Source organism: Pseudomonas sp. BB438, from assembly GCF_057180225.1.
In genome coordinates this window covers 1,220,523-1,238,257 of record NZ_CM170001.1, presented here as the reverse complement: position 1 = coordinate 1,238,257, position 17,735 = coordinate 1,220,523, and the positions used below count along the sequence as shown (strand labels likewise).

The following is a 17,735-nucleotide window of genomic DNA, read 5'->3' as shown; positions in this document are numbered from 1 at the left end:
GCCAGGTGCGGGGCTTTTTTGTACTCGCTTTCAGGACGTAACGGCCTTACCAGCCGACCCCCAGGCCCAGGGTATAGCGGCGCTCGTTGACGTCGCCATCGTTGCCGCTGAGCTTGTCCCATTCGGCCTTCAGGCTCAGCGACGCCCAGGAGGTCAGCTTGTAGCGGATACCCGCCTCGCTCTCCAGCTCGTACTCCACATTCGACTCCAGCGGCTTGCTCACTTCGCCGTTGGTGAACACCTCGAACTGCTTGGCCAGCAGGTAGCGGTTGTAGTCCCACTTCACGCTGGTGCTGTAGAAGTGCGACTTCTCGTCGTCGACGAACTCGTAGTCGTTGCGGTTGACCAGGGTTGCCAGCGAGAACGCGCCCAGTTCGTTGTCCCAGAACTGGTAGCCTGGGCCGGTACCGAGAGTGCGCTTTTTCTGCAGATCCTCGACCCAGTCGCGCTTGTACTGCGCCTGGCCCTGCCAGAACCAGTGCTCGTCGAGGAAGCGGTCCAGCGCATACTGCGCCGAGTAGTTGTTGGTGCTGACCGAGTCGTTCTTCTTCTCGCGGTTGTATTCCCCCTGCAGATTGTGGCGCCAGCGACCGTGGCGGGCGTTGGTCTTGAAGTCGACGTCGTAGTCCTCGACATCGTTCTCCGCCTGCTTGTGGTCCAGGGAGAAGTCGACGTTGCCGGTCCACACCCAATCTTCCAGGATCGGCTTGGGCGGCATCATCTGCTCGATCTTCGCCAGCTCCACCGTGCGCGACTCGCCATTGACCAGCGTGACCTTGCCCTGGTCGGACGCCTTCAGGCCCTTGGAATGCTCGCCGGTTTCCTCGTCGTACTTCACCAGGAGATTCTGGTCGGTTTCCAGCGTCTTGATCTTGTCCCACTTCAGGGCGATCTCCCCGCCATAGTCGGTCGCCAGGAGCAACTTGCCGCCGTCATACAGCTTGATGGTGCCGGTGAGGCGGTCACCATTCTTCAGCCAGACGGTATCGGCGAAGACGGGCAGGGAGCAGGACGCGAGGGCAATACAGAGCAGGCTTCTGGAGAACATGAGTCGAATTCAACTGGATTGAATGGGCAAAAAGCCGGGCATTATCCAGATACCCGACACTAGAGCAACGACTGACCGACCCAGTTGCACGGAGTTCACAATGACTGACAGATGGGTCGGAACAATCTCTCGACTTGTCAGGCCCGCGCCAACCGATATCCTGAGCGTCAGCCCCTCTGTCACGGTGCCTTCGATGCCCAAGCCCATGCCCCCGGCCAGCACCCCGCCTCCCGATCTCGGGCTGGAAAGTCTGCAGGTGCGTCGCGAAGCGATCTACCTGGTGATCGCCCAGGTTCCTGAAGGCTGCGTCATCACCTACGGCGATGTCGCCCGGCTGGCCGGCCTGGGCCGCGCCGCACGACTCGTGGGCCGCGTCATGGGGCAGTTGCCCGAAGGCACGCGCCTGCCCTGGCACCGGGTGATCGCCGCTGGCGGGCGCATCAGTCTGCCGCTGGGCACTGTTTCGGGTAACGAGCAGCGCGCACGATTGCGGGCAGAGGGTGTCAGAATCCATAACGATCGGGTGGACATACGTCGGCACGGCTGGCCTAGCGGCGAGCAGTCCTAGTAGAGTTCGCGTAATTTTTCGACCTGCTGGAAAACACCCCCCATGAAAGAGCATTCCTGGCGAGAGGCATGGATTGCCTACAAGTCTCCCGCCAGCCTCGCGCTTTTGCTGCTGGGTTTCGCCGCCGGCCTGCCTTACATGCTGGTGCTTTCCACCCTCTCGGTGTGGCTGCGTGAAGCGGGTGTCGCCCGGGAAACCATCGGATTCGCCAGCTGGATCGGGCTGGTGTACGCCTTCAAGTGGGTATGGTCGCCCATGCTCGACCAATGGCGCCTGCCCTTCATTGGCCGCCTGGGTCGCCGCCGCTCCTGGCTGGTGTTCTCCCAGGGGCTGATCGCCATCGGCCTGCTCGGCATGGCCCTCTGTAACCCGCAAGCGCACCTGAACTGGCTGATCTCCCTGGCGATGGTGGTGGCCTTCGCCTCGGCGACGCAGGACATCGCCATCGACGCGTATCGCCTGGAAATCGCCGAGAACACCCGTCAGGCCGCGCTGGCTGCCTGCTACATGACTGGCTACCGGGTCGCCGTGCTGTTTGCCACCGCTGGCGTACTGTTCCTCGCCGAGTGGGCCGGCTCCAGCGCCCTGCACTACAGCCAGTCGGCCTGGGCACTGACCTACGCGGTCTGCGCGCTGGCCATCCTGCCCGGCCTGATCACCACCCTGCTGATGAAAGAGCCGCCGGTGAATGTGCAGCCGCAGGCCGGCAGCTCGGCCTTCGCCTTCAACCACCAGTTGCTCTCGGTGCTGACCCTGCTGGTGCTGCTGATCTCGGTGCCGGCCATGCTCACCGCGCTGACGGCCCAGGCCTGGCCACGCGCTGCGCTGTACGGGATCTTCATCGGTATCTGCATGACGCCCCATGGCCGCCGGCAGATCCGCCCCGTGCGCGAATTGCTGTCGAAGGTGCGCCGCCCGCTGCTGCTTGCCGTGCACGGGCGCGGCCTGCCGCAGTTCGACTTCGTCCACCAGGCGGTGTCGGTGATCGTGCTGATCATCCTGCTGGTTACCGGCACCGCGTTCATCAACATGGTCGAAGCCGCCAAATGGTGGCTCGCCACCCTGTACCTGCTGATCGCCCTGAGCTGTATTTCCGCCCCAGGCCGCCTGCTGATGGCGCCGGTGCTCACGCCGATCACCGAGTTCGTCCGCCGCTACCGCTGGCAGGCGCTGCTGCTGCTCGGGCTGATTTCCACCTACCGCATGTCCGACACCGTCATGGGCACCATGGCCAGCGTGTTCTACATCGACATGGGCTTCTCCAAGGACACCATTGCCACTGTCAGCAAGCTGTTCGGCGTGGTGATGACCCTGGTCGGTGCGGCAGCGGGCGGCGTGCTGATCGCCCGTTTCAGCATCCTGCCGATCCTGTTCATCGGTGGCGCGGCTTCGGCGGCGACCAACCTGCTGTTCGCCATGCTGGCGCAGATGGGCGCGATCGATGATCCGCATCTGATGGGAGAAAACGTCTTCGCCCTGCTCAAGGTGCTGGAGCCCCACGTCACCATGCTGGTGGTAACCATCATGCTCGACAACTTCAGCGGCGGCCTCGCCACCTCGGCCTTCGTCGCCTACCTGTCGAGCCTGACCAACCTGAAGTTCTCCGCCACCCAGTACGCCATGCTCAGCTCCACCATGCTGCTGCTGCCGCGTTTCATCGGCGGCTATTCCGGCGCCATGGTCGAGAGCATGGGTTACGAGCGGTTCTTCTTCTTCACCGCCGTGCTCGGCGTGCCGACACTGCTGCTGATCGGCTGGCTGTGGCTGCAGCGCAAGAACGACATGACCAACGGCGCCATCGCGGAGCCCACGGAAGCGCCTGCACAGCACACCAGTGCCGAGCGTCACTGAGCCTTGCGCAAGAACCTGCGTTCATGAACGGTGCCCATGAAAAAGGCCGGCAATTGCCGGCCTTTTTCATGTCTGCGAGCAGGATCAATCCGCCAGAGCGGAAGCCTCTTCGCCCTTGACCACCCGCACCACCTTGTTCGGCGCCAGGTCGATACCGGCGTCGCGCAAGCGCAGGCGCACCTGCTCGTTCAGCATGAAGGTCACGGCCCAGTAGTCGGCGTTGGCAGTCCACAGGCGAAGCGACAGGGTCACAGAGTTCTCGCCCAGGCCCGCGACCACCACCACCGGCACCGGCGACTTGAGCACGCGGGGGTCTTCGGCCAGTTCCTTGAGAATGCCGCGGGCGCCATCCAGGTCGGCGTCGAAGGCCAGCTTCACGTCGAAGGTCACCTGGCGGGTCGTCTGGGTCGAGGTGTTGGTGATGATGCCGTTGGACAGCGCACCGTTGGGCACGATCACCGTGCGGTTGTCACCGGTGCGCAGCACGGTGTGGAAGATCATGATGTTATCCACGGTGCCGGAAACGCCCTGAGCCTCGATCCAGTCGCCGATCTTGAACGGACGGAACAGCAGGATCAGCACGCCGCCGGCAAAGTTCGACAGGCTGCCCTGCAGCGCCAGGCCGATCGCCAGGCCGGCAGCACCGATGGCGGCAACGAAGCTGGTGGTCTGGATGCCGATCATCGACGCCACGCTGACCATCAGCAGGATCTTCAGGATGATGTTCACCATGCTGCCGATGAAGCCTTGCAGCGTCTTGTCCACATGCTTGGTGGACAGCAGCCCGCCCACGCGCCGTGTGAACAGGTTGATCACCCACCAGCCGATCAGCAGGGTCAACAGCGCCAGCACGGCATTACCCAGGTAGGTCAGTGCTATCGGAGTCCAGGCCTCCGCACTGTTCATGATCTGCTCGTAATTCATATCCATGGATGCAGGCCCCTTGTCTATTGCCATTCCAAAAACAAAACCGCCATGGCAAGCCATGGCGGTCGGGAGTTCGCCGAGCGACTCTTCTACTGCGACGTCGCGCGGGCGATGAGGTTCCGCCGCTCTGACGCCGGAGTGCGCATCAGTCGCGGAAGTTGTTGAACTGCAAGGGCATGCCCAGGGACTCGCCGCGCAGCAGCGCGATGGCTTCCTGCAGGTCGTCGCGCTTCTTGCCGGTGACGCGGACCTGCTCGCCCTGGATGGCGGCCTGCACCTTGAGCTTCTTGTCCTTGATCAGCGCGACGATCTTCTTCGCCAGATCCTTGTCGATGCCCTCGCGGAAGTTCACTTCCTGCTTCACCACCTTGCCGGAGGCGAAGGGATCCTTGGTCTCGATGCACTGCACATCGATCTTGCGCTTGACCAGGCTGGAGCGAAGAATGTCGAGCATCTGCTCGAGCATGAAATCCGCCTCGGCGGTCAGGGTGACGGACTTGTCCTTGGTTTCAAAGCTGCACTTGCCCTTCAGGTCGAAACGGCGGTCCAGTTCCTTGGCAGCGTTATCCAGGGCGTTGGTCAGTTCGTGTTTGTCCAGTTCGGACACCACGTCGAACGAAGGCATGACATCTCTCCAGATGGACGGCGCGATGCGGTTCACAGTCAGCATCGAGCCTGGCTTGACGATAAAAATGCGCGGTCATTATAACTGACAGATACGACCGCGCCCGGCCTCTGACAGCGAGAGTCGGCATTTCCCACCCGTTTGCGAGACATTCCTTTTCATGCCAACCAACCATCTCAGCATCCTGGTGGTCGACGATGCCAAGTTCTCCAGCGCCATGATCGGCCGCGCACTGAGCCAGGCAGGCTATCAGAACGTACGCTTTGCCAGCAGTGCCAGCGAGGCGCTCGACCTGCTGGAAAAGGAACCGGTCAGCGTCCTTCTCGCCGACTGGTTGATGCCCGAGATGGACGGCCTGGAACTGACCGCCCGGGTGCGCCAGCTCGACGAGAGTGGCGATCATTACACCTACATCATCCTGCTCACCGGCAAGGAGGGTGACAACGCCCTGGCCGAGGCCTTCGACCGCGGCGTGGACGACTTCGTCAGCAAGTCCTCGATGAACGAGCAACTGGTGCCCCGGGTCCTGGCTGCCGACCGCCTGAGCAATACCCTGCAGCGCCTGCTGATGGAAAACCGCCTGCTTACCGAGAACATCACCAGCCTGGAAGAGCGCAACCTGGTGGACAGTTCCACCGGCCTGGGCAACCAGCGCTACCTGAAGCAGAAGCTGGCCGACAGCATCCGCCAGGTGGAATCCCGTGGCGGTGCGGTGTGTTACATGCTGATCGGCCTGCCGGAGCTGGCCGAACTGGGGCAGAAGCACGGCCAGCCGTTCCAGAACGAACTGCTCCATGGTGTCGCCCGCCGGCTGCAGCAACTGGTGCGGCCACTGGACGTGCTGGCGCGTCTCGATCACCAGCACTTCGCCCTGATCACTTTGCTCGAAGATCTGCAGGAATGTTCGCCCAGCAGCTTCCGCCGTCTGCACGAAGGGCTGAACCTCAAGGCCTTCAAGACCAGCGAGGGCTTCATCACCCTCAAGGCCGGCATCAGCCTGGTCGGCCTGGACGCCAAGGCGCTGCCCCTGGAAGTCGATCAGGTAATGCAGCAGGGCCGCGCGCTGCTGCCTGACGCCTTCGCCAGCGGACGAATCAATGCCAGTCGCCTGACCGGCCTGCGCTAAACTTCGCGGTAAGCCCCCGAACCCGCGAAGTTCCTCCCATGACCTGGACCATCCTCGGCGCTGGCAGCCTCGGTTGTCTGTGGGCCGCCCGCCTGTCCCGCGCCGGCCTGCCGGTGCGCCTGCTGTTACGCGACCGCCAGCGCCTCAACGCCTACCGTAGCCTCGGCGGCATCACCCTGGTGGAAGACGGTCGCGAAAGCCTTTACCCGATCCCCGCGGAAACCGCTGCCCAGGGAGCGCCGATCCAGCGCCTGCTGCTGGCCTGCAAGGCCTATGACGCCGAAACCGCCGCGGCCAGCGTGGCGGCACGCCTGGCCCCGGGCGCCGAGCTGATCCTGCTGCAGAATGGCCTGGGCAGCCAGCAGGCGGTCAGCGCGCACCTGCCGCGCGCTCGTTGCCTCTATGCCTCCAGCACCGAAGGCGCATTCCGCGAGGCCGACTTCCGTGTCGTCTTCGCGGGCCAGGGACAGACCTGGCTGGGCGACGAACAGGGCGGCGACGAACCGGCCTGGCTGTCAGACCTGCGCCGCGCGGAGATTCCCGTGCAATGGAGCGACGACATTCTCGAGCGCCTGTGGCGCAAGCTTGCCCTGAATTGCGCGATCAACCCGCTCACCGTGCTGCACCAGTGCCGCAACGGCGAACTGGCCAGTCATCCCGATGAGGTCGCCGGGCTCTGCGACGAGCTGGGCCAACTGCTCCATGCCGCCGGTTACGCCTCCGCCGCGCGGGAGCTGCAGGGCGATGTAGAGCGCGTGATTGCCGCCACCGCGGCGAACTTCTCCTCGATGTACCAGGACGTCGCCCAGGGCCGGCGCAGCGAGATCGCCTACCTGCTCGGCCACGCCTGCCGCGAAGGCGACCGCCTGCGTCTGGCCCTGCCACAGCTACGCGCCCTGCACGGGCGCCTGCAGGCCTGCCTGGTGGCGCGCGGATTGCCCGACAACTGATGGCGGGCTACCCTGCCCGCCTCTTCCGTTTTTCTCTCTTCGACGCGCCCATGCCTTCACCCATGAACCTGCGCCAGCGCCTGGAAGACCTGCCGGTCGGCCAGAAAATCCTCGCCGCCCTGCTGGTGCTGCTGGCGACCGTGATGCTGGTGGCCAACCTGGCCTTCATCAGCGCCGCCTACTGGATTTCCCAGGACAGCGTTGCCCCCCAGGCGCTGCAGACCATCGGGCGGCTGATCGCCAACCCCGCGCTCAGTGAGCCGGCGCTGTCCTCGCCGACCCAGGCCCAGGTACTGTTGCGCCAGCTGGACGACTATCAGCCGCTGCGCGCCGCCGCGCTCTACGACAGCAATGGCGAGCGTATTGCGCAGACGCCGGGCAACGGCCCGATTGCCCTGCCGGAGCGCCTTGATCATCTCGAACGCTGGCGCGAGCACGAATACCGCCTCAACGCCCTGTTCGAGCTGCCCCAGGCCGGTCGCAACAGCGGTTACCTGCTGCTGGTAGCCAGCAGCGAGCTGCCCGGCGCGTTCTATACCGGCACGCTCACCGCCAGCCTGGTGATCCTCGCCGTCTCGGTACTGCTCTGGCTGCTCATCGCCCAGCAGATCCGCCGCCTCATCACCCGACCGATCCGCAGCCTGGAGGAGCTCTCGCGCCAGGTCACCCGCGAGGAGAACTACGCGCTGCGCGCCGAGCGCGGCAATGCCGACGAGATCGGCCGCCTGGCCGACGCGTTCAACACCATGCTCACCCGCATCGAGGCACGCGAGCAGCAGCTCAAGCGCGCTCGCGACGACGCCCAGGAAGCCGTCGAGCAGGCCCAGTCGCTGGCCGAGGAGACCCGCCGCTCGAACCGCAAGCTGGAGCTGGAAGTCCAGGTGCGCGGCAAGATCGAGAAGAAGCTCACCGGTTTCCAGCACTACCTCAACAGCATCATCGACTCCATGCCCTCGGCGCTGATCGCGGTGGACGAGCAGCTCTACGTCACCCAGTGGAACCAGGAGGCCAGCCAGCTTTCCGGCACCAGCCTGGACGACGCGGTGAACCAGCCGGTGTTCCTCGCCTTCCCTTCTCTCAAGCCGTTCCTGCCGCAGCTCACCCGCGCGGCCGAGCAGCACAAGGTCGAACGCGTCGAGCGCGTGACCTGGGCGCTCACCGACGCCCCGCGCCACTATGCGCTGACCTTCTACCCGCTGATGGGCGGCACCGGACGTGGCGCGGTCATCCGTATCGACGACATCACCGACCGCCTCGGGATGGAAGAGATGATGGTGCAGTCGGAGAAGATGCTCTCGGTCGGCGGCCTCGCTGCCGGCATGGCCCACGAGATCAACAACCCGCTGGGCGCCATCCTGCACAACGTGCAGAACATCCGCCGGCGACTGTCACCGGACCTGCCGAAGAACCTCGAAGTGGCCGGCGAAGTGGGCGTGCGCCTGGACGACCTCAACCACTACCTGGAGGCACGGGAGATTCCCAAGCTGATGGATGGCATCCAGTACGCCGGATCGCGCGCAGCGAAGATCGTCACCCACATGCTCTCCTTCAGCCGCCGCAGCCACCGCCAGATGGCCGCCTGCGAGCTGCCGGCATTGCTGGAGCAGGCCGTGGAAATCGCCGGCAACGACTTCGACCTCACCGGCGGCTTCGACTTCAAGTCGCTGGAAATCGTCCACGAGTACGATCAGCGCCTGGGCCCGGTGCCGGTGATCGCCAACGAGATCGAACAGGTCCTGCTCAACCTGCTGAAGAACGGCGCCCAAGCCATCCACCTGCGCGACGACGAAGAGGAAGGCGAATACGGCCGCATCACCCTGCGCACGCGGCTCAATCCTCCGTGGGCGGAAATCCAGGTGGAGGACAACGGCTGCGGCATGCCGGAGAACGTGCGCAAGCGCATCTTCGAACCGTTCTTCACCACCAAGGAAGTCGGCCAAGGCACGGGACTGGGCCTGTCGGTCTCGTACTTCATCGTTACCAACAACCACAAGGGGCAGATGGAGGTGCAATCCGAGCTGGGCGTGGGCACCTGCTTCACCATCCGCCTGCCGCTGGCCGCCGAGATTTCCCCGCCGCTGCCGCTCTTGGCGCGCGACGACAAGGAGCAATGAGCCATGGGCAATCGCCTGTCGAAGATCTACACCCGCACCGGCGATGCCGGTGAAACCGGCCTGGCCGATGGCCGCCGCGTGCCCAAGCACCATCCGCGGGTGGAAGCCATGGGCGCAGTGGACGAGCTGAACAGCTACCTCGGCCTGCTGCTGGCCGGGCTGCACGAGGCGCGCAGCAGCGCACTGGAGGAAGCGATCGGTGTGCTGGGCCCGATCCAGCACCGCCTGTTCGACCTCGGTGGCGAGCTGGCAATGCCGGAGTACCGCGCGCTGAACGACGCCGAAGTGGAGCGCCTGGAGCAGGTGATCGACCGGTGGAACGAAGAGCTCGGGCCGCTGAAGAACTTCATCCTGCCGGGCGGCTCGCGCCTGGTGGCTCTCGCCCACCTGTGCCGCGCCCAGGCGCGCAATGCCGAACGTCGCTGCCAGCAGCTGAATGCCGAAGAGCCGCTGGAAGGCGCGGGCCTGCGTTACCTGAACCGGCTGTCCGACCTGCTGTTCGTCGCCGCGCGGTTCATCGCCCGTCGCCAGGGCGTGGAAGAGATTCTCTGGCAGGCGGCCGAAAAGCCGGCCTGATCGACGTGACAGGCCACTCAAACCGGGAAATGACGCAGCCAACCTGGAGGAGCGCGCCATGCGGGCGATCGCGGGCATGGCCCGCACTTACAGTGAGCACGGCGGTATTTCGTAGGATGGTGTGGAGCGAAGCGATACCCATCGCCGCCCCACGTAAAGTGCCGATCAGCCTTCGCTTTTCGGCCAGAACGCGCGAATACCTGCCACGCCCTGCGCACCCGCCTGCCAGGCGCGCTCGACATCCTGCGGACCGACGCCGCCGAGCAGGAACACCGGCTGGCTGAAGCCATCGATCAGCTCCGCCGCTGCTTCCCAGCCCAGTGCCGGCTCGCCCGGATGGCTTTCGGTCGGCTGCACCGGCGACAAGGTGACGAAATCCACCCCCATGCGCGCCGCGAGCTCCAGCTCCTCGGCGTTGTGGCAGGACGCCGCCAGCAAGCGCTCGCGGGGGAACGGCCGGCCATTGGGGGCGTATTTGCGCAGCTGCTCGGAAGTGAGGTGCCAGCCGGCCGCCGGGAAGTCGCCCAGCCATTCCAGCGGCCCCTTGAGCATCAGCTGCGCCTTGCCGGCGCACAACCCCTGGACGTCGACGGCAAGGTCGCGGTACTCGGGGCTGTACATGTTCGGCGCGCGCAGCTGGATCAGGCGGATACCGTTGGCAACGGCAGCGCGTACACCCTGCACCAGTTGCGGGACTTCCAGGCCGTCGGGAGTAATCAGGTAACGATCCGGCAGGCGCGCCGCCTGTACGATGGGCTCGTTGGCCGCCGGGAACTCGTAATCCGGCAGGTCGCGCGGGGCAACCCAGGCCAGCGGCTGGCCCTCTGCGCCGTGAGGCGCGCCGGAAAAGGCGGAGACTTCCCAGACATCCAGCAGCACGTGCTTGTCGCTGTAGTCGTGCTGCACGCGGATCAGCGGACGCGCCTGCTCGACGTCGATGCCCAGCTCTTCCTTCAGCTCGCGGGCGAGGGCGACCTGCACCGCCTCGCCCTCCTCCACCTTGCCACCGGGAAACTCCCAGAGACCGCCCTGGTGCTTGTCGTCCGGACGGCGGGCGATCAGCACCCGGCCATCGAGTCCGCGAATCACGGCGGCGGCGACATGTACTCGTTTCACAGTGCTACTCCTCAATCCGATTCAGGCAGGGCCCGCGCACAGGACCTGCTTACACTCTCGCGACCTGGGGAAGAGCAAGGCGAAATCGGTTGAGGGAGCACAGTTTACAGACCGTAAATGAGCATCCCGAAACCGATTTCAACGCAGCTGTTCCGACGCGCAGCAGATCGTCAATGGGTTACTGCGGGCATTCTACCGTCATTGGAGCGTCGCTTCAGGCGCGTTCGACCATCGCCGCGTCCAGCCAGGGACGGAAGGCCGGCCAGGCGTAGATCGCGTCGACGTAGTTCTGCGCCTCGATGGGCAGCGTCACGCAGTAGCTGCGCAGGCGCGTGGCGATGGGCGCATAGAAGGCATCGGCAATGCTGGCATGGCCGAACAGGAATGGGCCGTCCTGGCCAAACTGCTGGCGGCAAAGCGCCCAGAGTTCGACCACGCGGGCAATATCGGCTTCCACCGCTTCGGGCACCTCGGCCAGCGGCTGGTTGCGCTGGATGTCCATGGGCATGTGCGAGCGCAGCGCCATGAAGCCACTGTGCATCTCGGCGCAAACCGACCGCGCCAGGGCGCGGGCAGCTTCGCCACGGGGCCAGAGGTGGGCTTCGGGAAAACGTTCGGCGAGGTATTCGGCGATCGATAGGGAATCCCAGATCAGCCCGTGCTCGCACTTGAGAGCCGGCACCTTGCCGCTGGGGGAATGCTCACGGATACGCCGCGCGGTGTTCTGGCCGCCCAGGGGAATCAGGATTTCCTCGAACTCGGCGCCGGTGAGCTGCATGGCCAGCCAGCCGCGCAGGGACCAGGAGGAGAGATTCTTGCTGCCGATGATCAGGGTAAGGGACATGGACGCGATGCTCTTGAGGGTCAATCAGGAGACCTTAGAGCGCGGCAGCCATGAAAACAAATTCCCGATTTTCATCCATCGATGAAAATCGGGAATGCGAGCGATGCGAGGCGCCAACGTGGCATCGACGCCCGAGCTCATGCGGTGATCAGGTGCGGTATTCCGCGTTGATCTTCACGTACTCGTGGGACAGGTCGGTGGTCCAGATAGTCTCGCTGCAGGTGCCGCGGCCGAGATCGATGCGGATGGTGATCTCTTCCTGAGCCATGACCTTTGCACCCTGATCCTCTGTGTAGCTGGCGGCACGGCAGCCACGGCTGGCGATGGCCACGTCATCCAGGAACACGTCGATCAGGCTCACGTCCAGGTCCGGCACGCCGGCACGGCCGACGGCGGCGAGGATGCGCCCCCAGTTCGGGTCGGACGCGAACAACGCGGTCTTGATCAGCGGCGAGTGGGACACGGCGTAGCCGACGTCCAGGCACTCCTGGTGAGTAGCGCCGCCGTTCACCTGCACGGTGACGAACTTGGTGGCGCCTTCGCCGTCACGGACGATGGCCTGGGCCAGCTCCATGGAGACGTCCAGCACCGCCTGCTTCAGCGCGGCGAACAGCGCACCGGAGGCGACGGTGATTTCCGGCAGCGCGGCCTGGCCGGTGGCGATCAGCATGCAGCAGTCGTTGGTCGAGGTATCGCCATCGATGGTGATGCGGTTGAACGACTTGTTCGAGGCGTCGCGCAGCAGGTCCTGCAGCACGGCCTGGGCAACCTTGGCGTCGGTGGCGATGTAACCGAGCATGGTGGCCATGTTCGGCTTGATCATGCCGGCGCCCTTGCTGATGCCGGTGACGGTAATGGTCACACCGTCGTGCTCGAACTGGCGGCTGGCGCCCTTGGGCAGGGTGTCGGTGGTCATGATCCCGGCAGCGGCGTCAGCCCAGTTATCCACAGAGAGGTTGGCCAGCGCGGCAGGCAGTGCGGCTTCGATCTTCTCGACCGGCAGCGGCTCGCCGATCACGCCGGTGGAGTACGGCAGCACGGCACTTTCCGGTACGCCGGCCAGTTCGGCCAGCTTGGCGCAGGTACGGGTGGCATTGGCCAGGCCCGGCTCGCCGGTGCCGGCGTTGGCGTTGCCGGTATTGGTCAGCAGGTAGCGTACCGGCCCCAGGAAGCGCTTGCGCGCCAGGATCACCGGGGCAGCGCAGAAGGCGTTGGTAGTGAACACACCGGCCACGGTTGAGCCTTCGGCGCAGCGCATCACCACGATGTCCTTGCGGCCGGGTCGCTTGATGCCGGCGGAGGCGATGCCAAGTTCGAAACCGGGGACCGGGTGCAGGGTGGGCATGGGGCCGAGACCAACAGCCATGTGGCGCGCTCCTATCTAGTCAGTGAATCAGCTGATCGGTGGATCAAATGAGAAAAACGCCGCGAGCGGCAGGGCCGGTCGCGGCGTTGGTATCAGGGTCGGGAGGCGTTATTCCACCTGACCGTGGCAGTGCTTGTACTTCTTGCCCGAACCGCATGGGCACGGCTCGTTGCGGCCGATCTTCGGTTCGTTACGGACGGGTTCCATCGGCACAACGTTGTCAGTCGGTACTTCACCCTCTTCTTCCGGCTCGGCGGTGACCTGCTCCATGGACGGAGCGGCGGCGTGCTGGAACTGCATGCGCTTGGCCATTTCCTCGGCTTCGCGGCGCAGACGGGCTTCTTCCTCTGCCGGGTCTTCGCGGCGAACCTGGACGAAGGACAGCACGCGAATGGTGTCGCGCTTGATGGAGTTCAGCAGATCCTGGAACAGGTTGAACGACTCGCGCTTGTATTCCTGCTTCGGGTTCTTCTGCGCGTAGCCGCGCAGGTGAATGCCGTGACGCAGGTGATCCATGGTGGACAGGTGGTCCTTCCAAAGATCGTCCAGAACGCGCAGCAGCATCTGCTTCTCGAAGGTGCGCAGGGCTTCTTCGCCGGCGAGCTCTTCCTTCTCGTGGTAAGCGGCCACCAGCTCGGCGAGAATCTTCTCGCGCAGGGTTTCCTCGTAGAGCTTCTCGTCGTCATCCAGCCATTGCTGGACCGGCAGCTTGAGGCCGAAATCGCTGTACAGCGCGGCTTCCAGGCCAGCCACGTCCCACTGTTCGGGCAACGACTGCGGCGGGATATGCTCACTGACGGTGTTGTTCAGGGTCTCTTCGCGGAACTCGGCGATGGTCTCGCCGATGTTGTCGGCCGCAAGCAGGGTGTTGCGCATGTGGTAGATCACCTTGCGCTGCTCGTTGGCGACGTCGTCGAACTCCAGCAGTTGCTTGCGGATATCGAAGTTGCGGCCTTCGACCTTGCGCTGCGCCTTTTCGATGGCGTTGGTCACCATGCGGTGCTCGATCGCCTCGCCCGGCTGCATGCCGAGGGCTTTCATGAAGTTCTTCACCCGGTCGGAGGCGAAGATGCGCATCAGGTGGTCTTCCAGCGACAGGTAGAAGCGGCTGGAGCCCGGGTCGCCCTGACGGCCGGCACGGCCGCGCAGCTGGTTGTCGATACGGCGGGATTCGTGGCGCTCGGAAGCGATCACGTGCAGGCCGCCCGCCTCGATGACCTGCTGGTGGCGCTTCTGCCAGTCGGCCTTGATCTGGGCGATCTGCTCGTCGGTGGGGTTCTCCAGCGCGGCGACTTCGACTTCCCAGTTACCGCCCAGCAGGATGTCGGTACCACGACCGGCCATGTTGGTGGCGATGGTAACCGAGCCCGGACGACCGGCCTGGGCAATGATCTCGGCTTCCTTCTCGTGGTACTTGGCGTTCAGTACCTTGTGCTCGATGCCGGCGTTCTGCAGCAGTTGCGAGACGTATTCGGAGGTCTCGACCGACGCGGTGCCCACGAGGATCGGACGACCCAGCGCCTGGCACTGCTGCACGTCGGTGATGATCGCGGCGTACTTCTCGTCCTGGGTCAGGTACACCAGGTCGTTGAAGTCCTTACGGGCAACCGGACGGTGGGTCGGGATCACCACCACGTCGAGGCCGTAGGTCTGGCGGAATTCGAAGGCCTCGGTGTCGGCGGTACCGGTCATGCCGGCCAGCTTGGTGTAGAGGCGGAAGTAGTTCTGGAAGGTGGTCGAAGCCAGGGTCTGGCTCTCGGCCTGGATCGGCAGGTTCTCCTTCGCCTCGATGGCCTGGTGCAGGCCCTCGGAGAGGCGGCGGCCCGGCATGGTACGGCCTGTGTGCTCGTCGATCAGCAGGACCTGATCGCCCTGGACGATGTATTCCACGTTGCGGTGGAACAGGGTGTGGGCGCGCAGCGCGGCGTAAACGTGGGTCAGCAGGCTGAGGTTGTGCGCCGAGTAGAGGCTCTCGCCCTCGGCCAGCAGGCCGTTCTGGGTCAGCAGCTCCTCGACGTAGGCATGGCCCTGCTCGTTGAGCTCGACCTGGCGGGTCTTCTCGTCGATGCTGTAATGGCCCTGCTGGGTCACCTGGCCTTCGACTTCCTCGATATGACGCTTCAGGCGCGGGATCAGCTTGTTGATCTTGATGTACAGCTCGGAGCTGTCTTCGGCCTGGCCGGAGATGATCAGCGGAGTCCGCGCCTCGTCGATGAGGATGGAGTCCACTTCGTCGACCACGGCGAAGTTCAGTTCACGCTGGAACTTGTCCTCCAGGCTGAACGCCATGTTGTCGCGCAGGTAGTCGAAGCCGAATTCGTTGTTGGTGCCGTAGGTGATGTCGGAGGCGTAGGCTGCGCGCTTCTCTTCCGGCGGCTGGAACGGGCTGACGATGCCCACGGAAAGACCGAGGAACTCGTACAGCGGGCGCATCCAGTTGGCGTCGCGGCGGGCCAGGTAGTCGTTCACGGTGACCACGTGCACGCCTTTGCCGGACAGGGCGTTCAGGTAGACGGCCAGGGTACCCACGAGCGTCTTACCCTCACCGGTACGCATCTCGGCGATCTTGCCTTCGTGCAGGGTCATGCCGCCGATCAGCTGGACGTCGAAGTGGCGCATGCCCATCACGCGCTTGCCGGCCTCGCGGGCAACGGCGAAGGCTTCCGGAAGGATCTGGTCGAGGGTCTCGCCCTTGGCGACGCGTGCCTTGAACTCTTCGGTCTTGGCCTTCAGTTGCTCATCGGAAAGCGGGACCATCTGGGGCTCGAGTGCATTGATGGCCTGAACCAGCTTGGCCATGCGCTTCACTTCGCGCTCGTTCTTGCTTCCAAAGAGTTTTTTCAACAAAGGCGCAAACATATCGACTGGGTCATCCGAACTGGAGAATTGGAGGGCTGCCCGACTGGCTGGCCGCGGCGCGGAACGGCAATGAAGCGGGCATTCTACCCGGAAACTTCCACGAGAAAAGTGTCGAAGTCATTCTTGGAAGCTTCGCATTCTGCGCCGTCAGGGGCAATGCATGGGCGGACAACTTTCGATCCGTGTGGCTGATATGGTGACGCAGGCAGGTAACTTCAAGGGTCGACGGTGGCATCTGGCCCAGGCCGCATCTGTTACCATCCTTCTTCATTCATTCCCGGTAGTTCCTCATGGCCTTCCGCCCCCTGCCCGCCAAGGCGATGACCAAGCTGCTGCGCGAAGCCAAGCCGCTGCAGTCGCTGTTCGCCGAGGCGCAACGCCTCTCGCGCCTGCAGGAACTGCTCGATTCTCAACTGCAACCAGCCGCGCGCCCTTACTGCCGTGTCGCGTCGTGGCGCGGAGGCAGCCTGCTGCTGGTCGTCACTGACGGCCACTGGGCCACGCGCCTGCGCTACCAGCAGAACCGACTGCTGCGGCAACTGGCCGCGTTCGAGGAATTCCAGGGACTGGCGCGCATTCTGTTCAAGGTGCAACCCACGGTCCAGACGCCAACACGGGTGAACACCAACCGGATCACCGAATCCGCCTCCGCCACCTTGCACGAAGCCGCCGAAGGTATCAGCAATCCGCAGCTGAAAGCCGCTCTCGAACGCCTTGCCAGTCGCAGCCGCAAGCCTCCGGAACCGGACGCGGAATAAAACGCAGGCATAAAAAAAGGCCACCCTGAGGTGGCCTTTGAAGTTGTAGCTGAAAGGAGGAGGTTTCCTTATACGGCCGCAGCGGGTCGCATATAGGAGATCGGCGCAGTCTTGGCGTCTTCGAAGGTCACCACTTCCCAAGCGTCCTTGTCTGCGATGAGGGTACGCAGAAGACGGTTGTTCAGGGCGTGACCGGACTTGTAGCCGATGAACTCGCCGATAAGGCTGTTACCCAGCAGGTACAGGTCACCAATGGCATCCAGGATCTTGTGCTTGACGAACTCGTCCTCGTAACGAAGACCATCTTCGTTGAGCACTCGATACTCGTCGACCACGATGGCGTTCTCCACGCTGCCACCCAGAGCCAGGTTCTGGGAACGCAGCATCTCGATGTCGCGCATGAACCCGAAGGTGCGGGCGCGGCTGACTTCCTTCACGAAGGACGTACTGGAGAAATCCACCACGGCTTTCTGGGTGCGACCACGGAAGACCGGGTGATCGAAATCGATCTCGAAGCTCACCTTGAAGCCGTCGAACGGAACGAAGGTGGCGCGCTTGTCGCCCTCTTCCACCGTCACTTCGCGCTTGATGCGGATGAACTTCTTGGCCGCTTCCTGCTCTTGCAGGCCAGCGGACTGGATCAGGAATACGAAGGGACCTGCGCTGCCGTCCATGATCGGTACTTCCGACGCAGACAGCTCGACATAGGCGTTGTCGATACCCAGGCCGGCCATGGCCGAAAGCAGATGCTCCACGGTATCCACTTTGACGTCACCCTTGATCAGGGTAGTCGACATGGTGGTTTCGCCGACGTTCGAGGCCCGTGCAGGAATTTCCACCACAGGGTCGAGGTCAGCCCGGCAGAACACGATGCCAGTATCGACGGGAGCCGGCTTCAGGGTCAGGTAAACCTTCTCCCCGGAATGCAGGCCGACACCGGTCGCCCGGATGATGTTCTTCAAGGTGCGTTGTCTGATCATGGCTTTGGCCGCTTTCGCGCAAGTTGC

The 17,735-nt window shown here is 64.1% G+C and carries 14 protein-coding genes and 1 pseudogene; 7 read left to right on the top strand and 8 right to left on the bottom strand.

Annotated features, from left to right (window positions below; all coding sequences use genetic code 11):
* Positions 1-46: 46 nt before the first annotated feature.
* Positions 47-1,048: a DUF481 domain-containing protein gene (locus AC1ZV1_RS05930; protein WP_484295912.1), complete on the bottom strand. Its 1,002-nt coding sequence runs from the start codon at positions 1,046-1,048 to the stop codon at positions 47-49.
* 193 nt (positions 1,049-1,241) lie between these two features.
* On the opposite strand from AC1ZV1_RS05930, the gene AC1ZV1_RS05925 reads away from it, so the two are divergent.
* Both AC1ZV1_RS05925 and AC1ZV1_RS05920 read left to right on the top strand, forming a co-directional pair.
* Complete coding sequence (locus AC1ZV1_RS05925) at positions 1,242-1,616, top strand: MGMT family protein (RefSeq protein ID WP_484295911.1); 375 nt, start codon at positions 1,242-1,244, stop codon at positions 1,614-1,616.
* Between the two features lie 42 nt (positions 1,617-1,658).
* Positions 1,659-3,467, top strand: a complete 1,809-nt coding sequence (locus AC1ZV1_RS05920; protein ID WP_484295910.1) for an AmpG family muropeptide MFS transporter — start codon at positions 1,659-1,661, stop codon at positions 3,465-3,467.
* A gap of 84 nt (positions 3,468-3,551) precedes the next feature.
* Here the strand turns inward: AC1ZV1_RS05920 and AC1ZV1_RS05915 are convergent, their stop codons facing one another.
* Together AC1ZV1_RS05915 and AC1ZV1_RS05910 are read right to left on the bottom strand one after the other, a co-directional pair.
* Positions 3,552-4,397, bottom strand: coding sequence for a mechanosensitive ion channel family protein (locus tag AC1ZV1_RS05915; protein ID WP_484295909.1), 846 nt, complete (start codon positions 4,395-4,397; stop codon positions 3,552-3,554).
* A gap of 142 nt (positions 4,398-4,539) precedes the next feature.
* Positions 4,540-5,019, bottom strand: a complete 480-nt coding sequence (locus AC1ZV1_RS05910) for a YajQ family cyclic di-GMP-binding protein (RefSeq protein WP_259759419.1) — start codon at positions 5,017-5,019, stop codon at positions 4,540-4,542.
* 136 nt (positions 5,020-5,155) lie between these two features.
* Here AC1ZV1_RS05910 and AC1ZV1_RS05905 point away from each other — a divergent pair.
* The 4 genes and pseudogenes from AC1ZV1_RS05905 to AC1ZV1_RS05890 all read left to right on the top strand — a co-directional run.
* A pseudogene (locus tag AC1ZV1_RS05905) lies at positions 5,156-6,145 on the top strand (response regulator); the annotation flags it as partial.
* Positions 6,146-6,183: 38 nt separating this feature from the next.
* On the top strand, positions 6,184-7,095 hold the full coding sequence (locus AC1ZV1_RS05900; protein WP_484295908.1) for a putative 2-dehydropantoate 2-reductase: 912 nt from the start codon (positions 6,184-6,186) through the stop codon (positions 7,093-7,095).
* Positions 7,096-7,157: 62 nt separating this feature from the next.
* The gene (locus AC1ZV1_RS05895; RefSeq protein ID WP_484297513.1) at positions 7,158-9,209 is read left to right on the top strand and encodes a sensor histidine kinase; all 2,052 of its coding nucleotides are present in this window, start codon (positions 7,158-7,160) and stop codon (positions 9,207-9,209) included.
* A gap of 3 nt (positions 9,210-9,212) precedes the next feature.
* Positions 9,213-9,785, top strand: a complete 573-nt coding sequence (locus AC1ZV1_RS05890) for a cob(I)yrinic acid a,c-diamide adenosyltransferase (RefSeq protein ID WP_484295907.1) — start codon at positions 9,213-9,215, stop codon at positions 9,783-9,785.
* Between the two features lie 165 nt (positions 9,786-9,950).
* On the opposite strand, the gene AC1ZV1_RS05885 is transcribed toward AC1ZV1_RS05890, so the two are convergent.
* From AC1ZV1_RS05885 to secA, 4 genes are all read right to left on the bottom strand, one after another.
* Positions 9,951-10,901, bottom strand: a complete 951-nt coding sequence (locus AC1ZV1_RS05885; RefSeq protein WP_484295906.1) for a Nudix family hydrolase — start codon at positions 10,899-10,901, stop codon at positions 9,951-9,953.
* Between the two features lie 214 nt (positions 10,902-11,115).
* Complete coding sequence (locus AC1ZV1_RS05880) at positions 11,116-11,745, bottom strand: glutathione S-transferase family protein (RefSeq protein ID WP_484295905.1); 630 nt, start codon at positions 11,743-11,745, stop codon at positions 11,116-11,118.
* A gap of 148 nt (positions 11,746-11,893) precedes the next feature.
* Entirely contained in the window at positions 11,894-13,111 is a 1,218-nt protein-coding gene (gene argJ / locus AC1ZV1_RS05875) for a bifunctional glutamate N-acetyltransferase/amino-acid acetyltransferase ArgJ (protein WP_484295904.1), read from the bottom strand.
* Positions 13,112-13,219: 108 nt separating this feature from the next.
* Positions 13,220-15,970, bottom strand: a complete 2,751-nt coding sequence (gene secA, locus AC1ZV1_RS05870) for a preprotein translocase subunit SecA (protein ID WP_484295903.1) — start codon at positions 15,968-15,970, stop codon at positions 13,220-13,222.
* A gap of 290 nt (positions 15,971-16,260) precedes the next feature.
* Here secA and AC1ZV1_RS05865 point away from each other — a divergent pair, with 290 nt between their 5' ends.
* The gene (locus AC1ZV1_RS05865) at positions 16,261-16,728 is read left to right on the top strand and encodes a DUF721 domain-containing protein (RefSeq protein WP_484295902.1); all 468 of its coding nucleotides are present in this window, start codon (positions 16,261-16,263) and stop codon (positions 16,726-16,728) included.
* A 68-nt stretch (positions 16,729-16,796) separates the two neighbouring features.
* Here AC1ZV1_RS05865 and lpxC read toward each other — a convergent pair whose 3' ends face one another.
* A complete protein-coding gene (gene lpxC / locus AC1ZV1_RS05860) occupies positions 16,797-17,708 on the bottom strand; it encodes a UDP-3-O-acyl-N-acetylglucosamine deacetylase (RefSeq protein WP_015475884.1) in 912 nt (303 codons plus the stop codon).
* Positions 17,709-17,735 lie beyond the last annotated feature (27 nt).

What these genes read in the sequence shown, in the direction of transcription:
- AC1ZV1_RS05930 (WP_484295912.1), bottom strand. Translation starts at nt 1,048, where the DNA reads ATGTTCTCCAGAAGCCTGCTCTGTATTGCCCTCGCGTCCTGCTCCCTG.
- AC1ZV1_RS05925 (WP_484295911.1), top strand. Translation starts at nt 1,242, where the DNA reads ATGCCCAAGCCCATGCCCCCGGCCAGCACCCCGCCTCCCGATCTCGGG.
- AC1ZV1_RS05920 (WP_484295910.1), top strand. Translation starts at nt 1,659, where the DNA reads ATGAAAGAGCATTCCTGGCGAGAGGCATGGATTGCCTACAAGTCTCCC.
- AC1ZV1_RS05915 (WP_484295909.1), bottom strand. Translation starts at nt 4,397, where the DNA reads ATGGATATGAATTACGAGCAGATCATGAACAGTGCGGAGGCCTGGACT.
- AC1ZV1_RS05910 (WP_259759419.1), bottom strand. Translation starts at nt 5,019, where the DNA reads ATGCCTTCGTTCGACGTGGTGTCCGAACTGGACAAACACGAACTGACC.
- AC1ZV1_RS05900 (WP_484295908.1), top strand. Translation starts at nt 6,184, where the DNA reads ATGACCTGGACCATCCTCGGCGCTGGCAGCCTCGGTTGTCTGTGGGCC.
- AC1ZV1_RS05895 (WP_484297513.1), top strand. Translation starts at nt 7,158, where the DNA reads ATGAACCTGCGCCAGCGCCTGGAAGACCTGCCGGTCGGCCAGAAAATC.
- AC1ZV1_RS05890 (WP_484295907.1), top strand. Translation starts at nt 9,213, where the DNA reads ATGGGCAATCGCCTGTCGAAGATCTACACCCGCACCGGCGATGCCGGT.
- AC1ZV1_RS05880 (WP_484295905.1), bottom strand. Translation starts at nt 11,745, where the DNA reads ATGTCCCTTACCCTGATCATCGGCAGCAAGAATCTCTCCTCCTGGTCC.
- argJ (WP_484295904.1), bottom strand. Translation starts at nt 13,111, where the DNA reads ATGGCTGTTGGTCTCGGCCCCATGCCCACCCTGCACCCGGTCCCCGGT.
- secA (WP_484295903.1), bottom strand. Translation starts at nt 15,970, where the DNA reads ATGTTTGCGCCTTTGTTGAAAAAACTCTTTGGAAGCAAGAACGAGCGC.
- AC1ZV1_RS05865 (WP_484295902.1), top strand. Translation starts at nt 16,261, where the DNA reads ATGGCCTTCCGCCCCCTGCCCGCCAAGGCGATGACCAAGCTGCTGCGC.
- lpxC (WP_015475884.1), bottom strand. Translation starts at nt 17,708, where the DNA reads ATGATCAGACAACGCACCTTGAAGAACATCATCCGGGCGACCGGTGTC.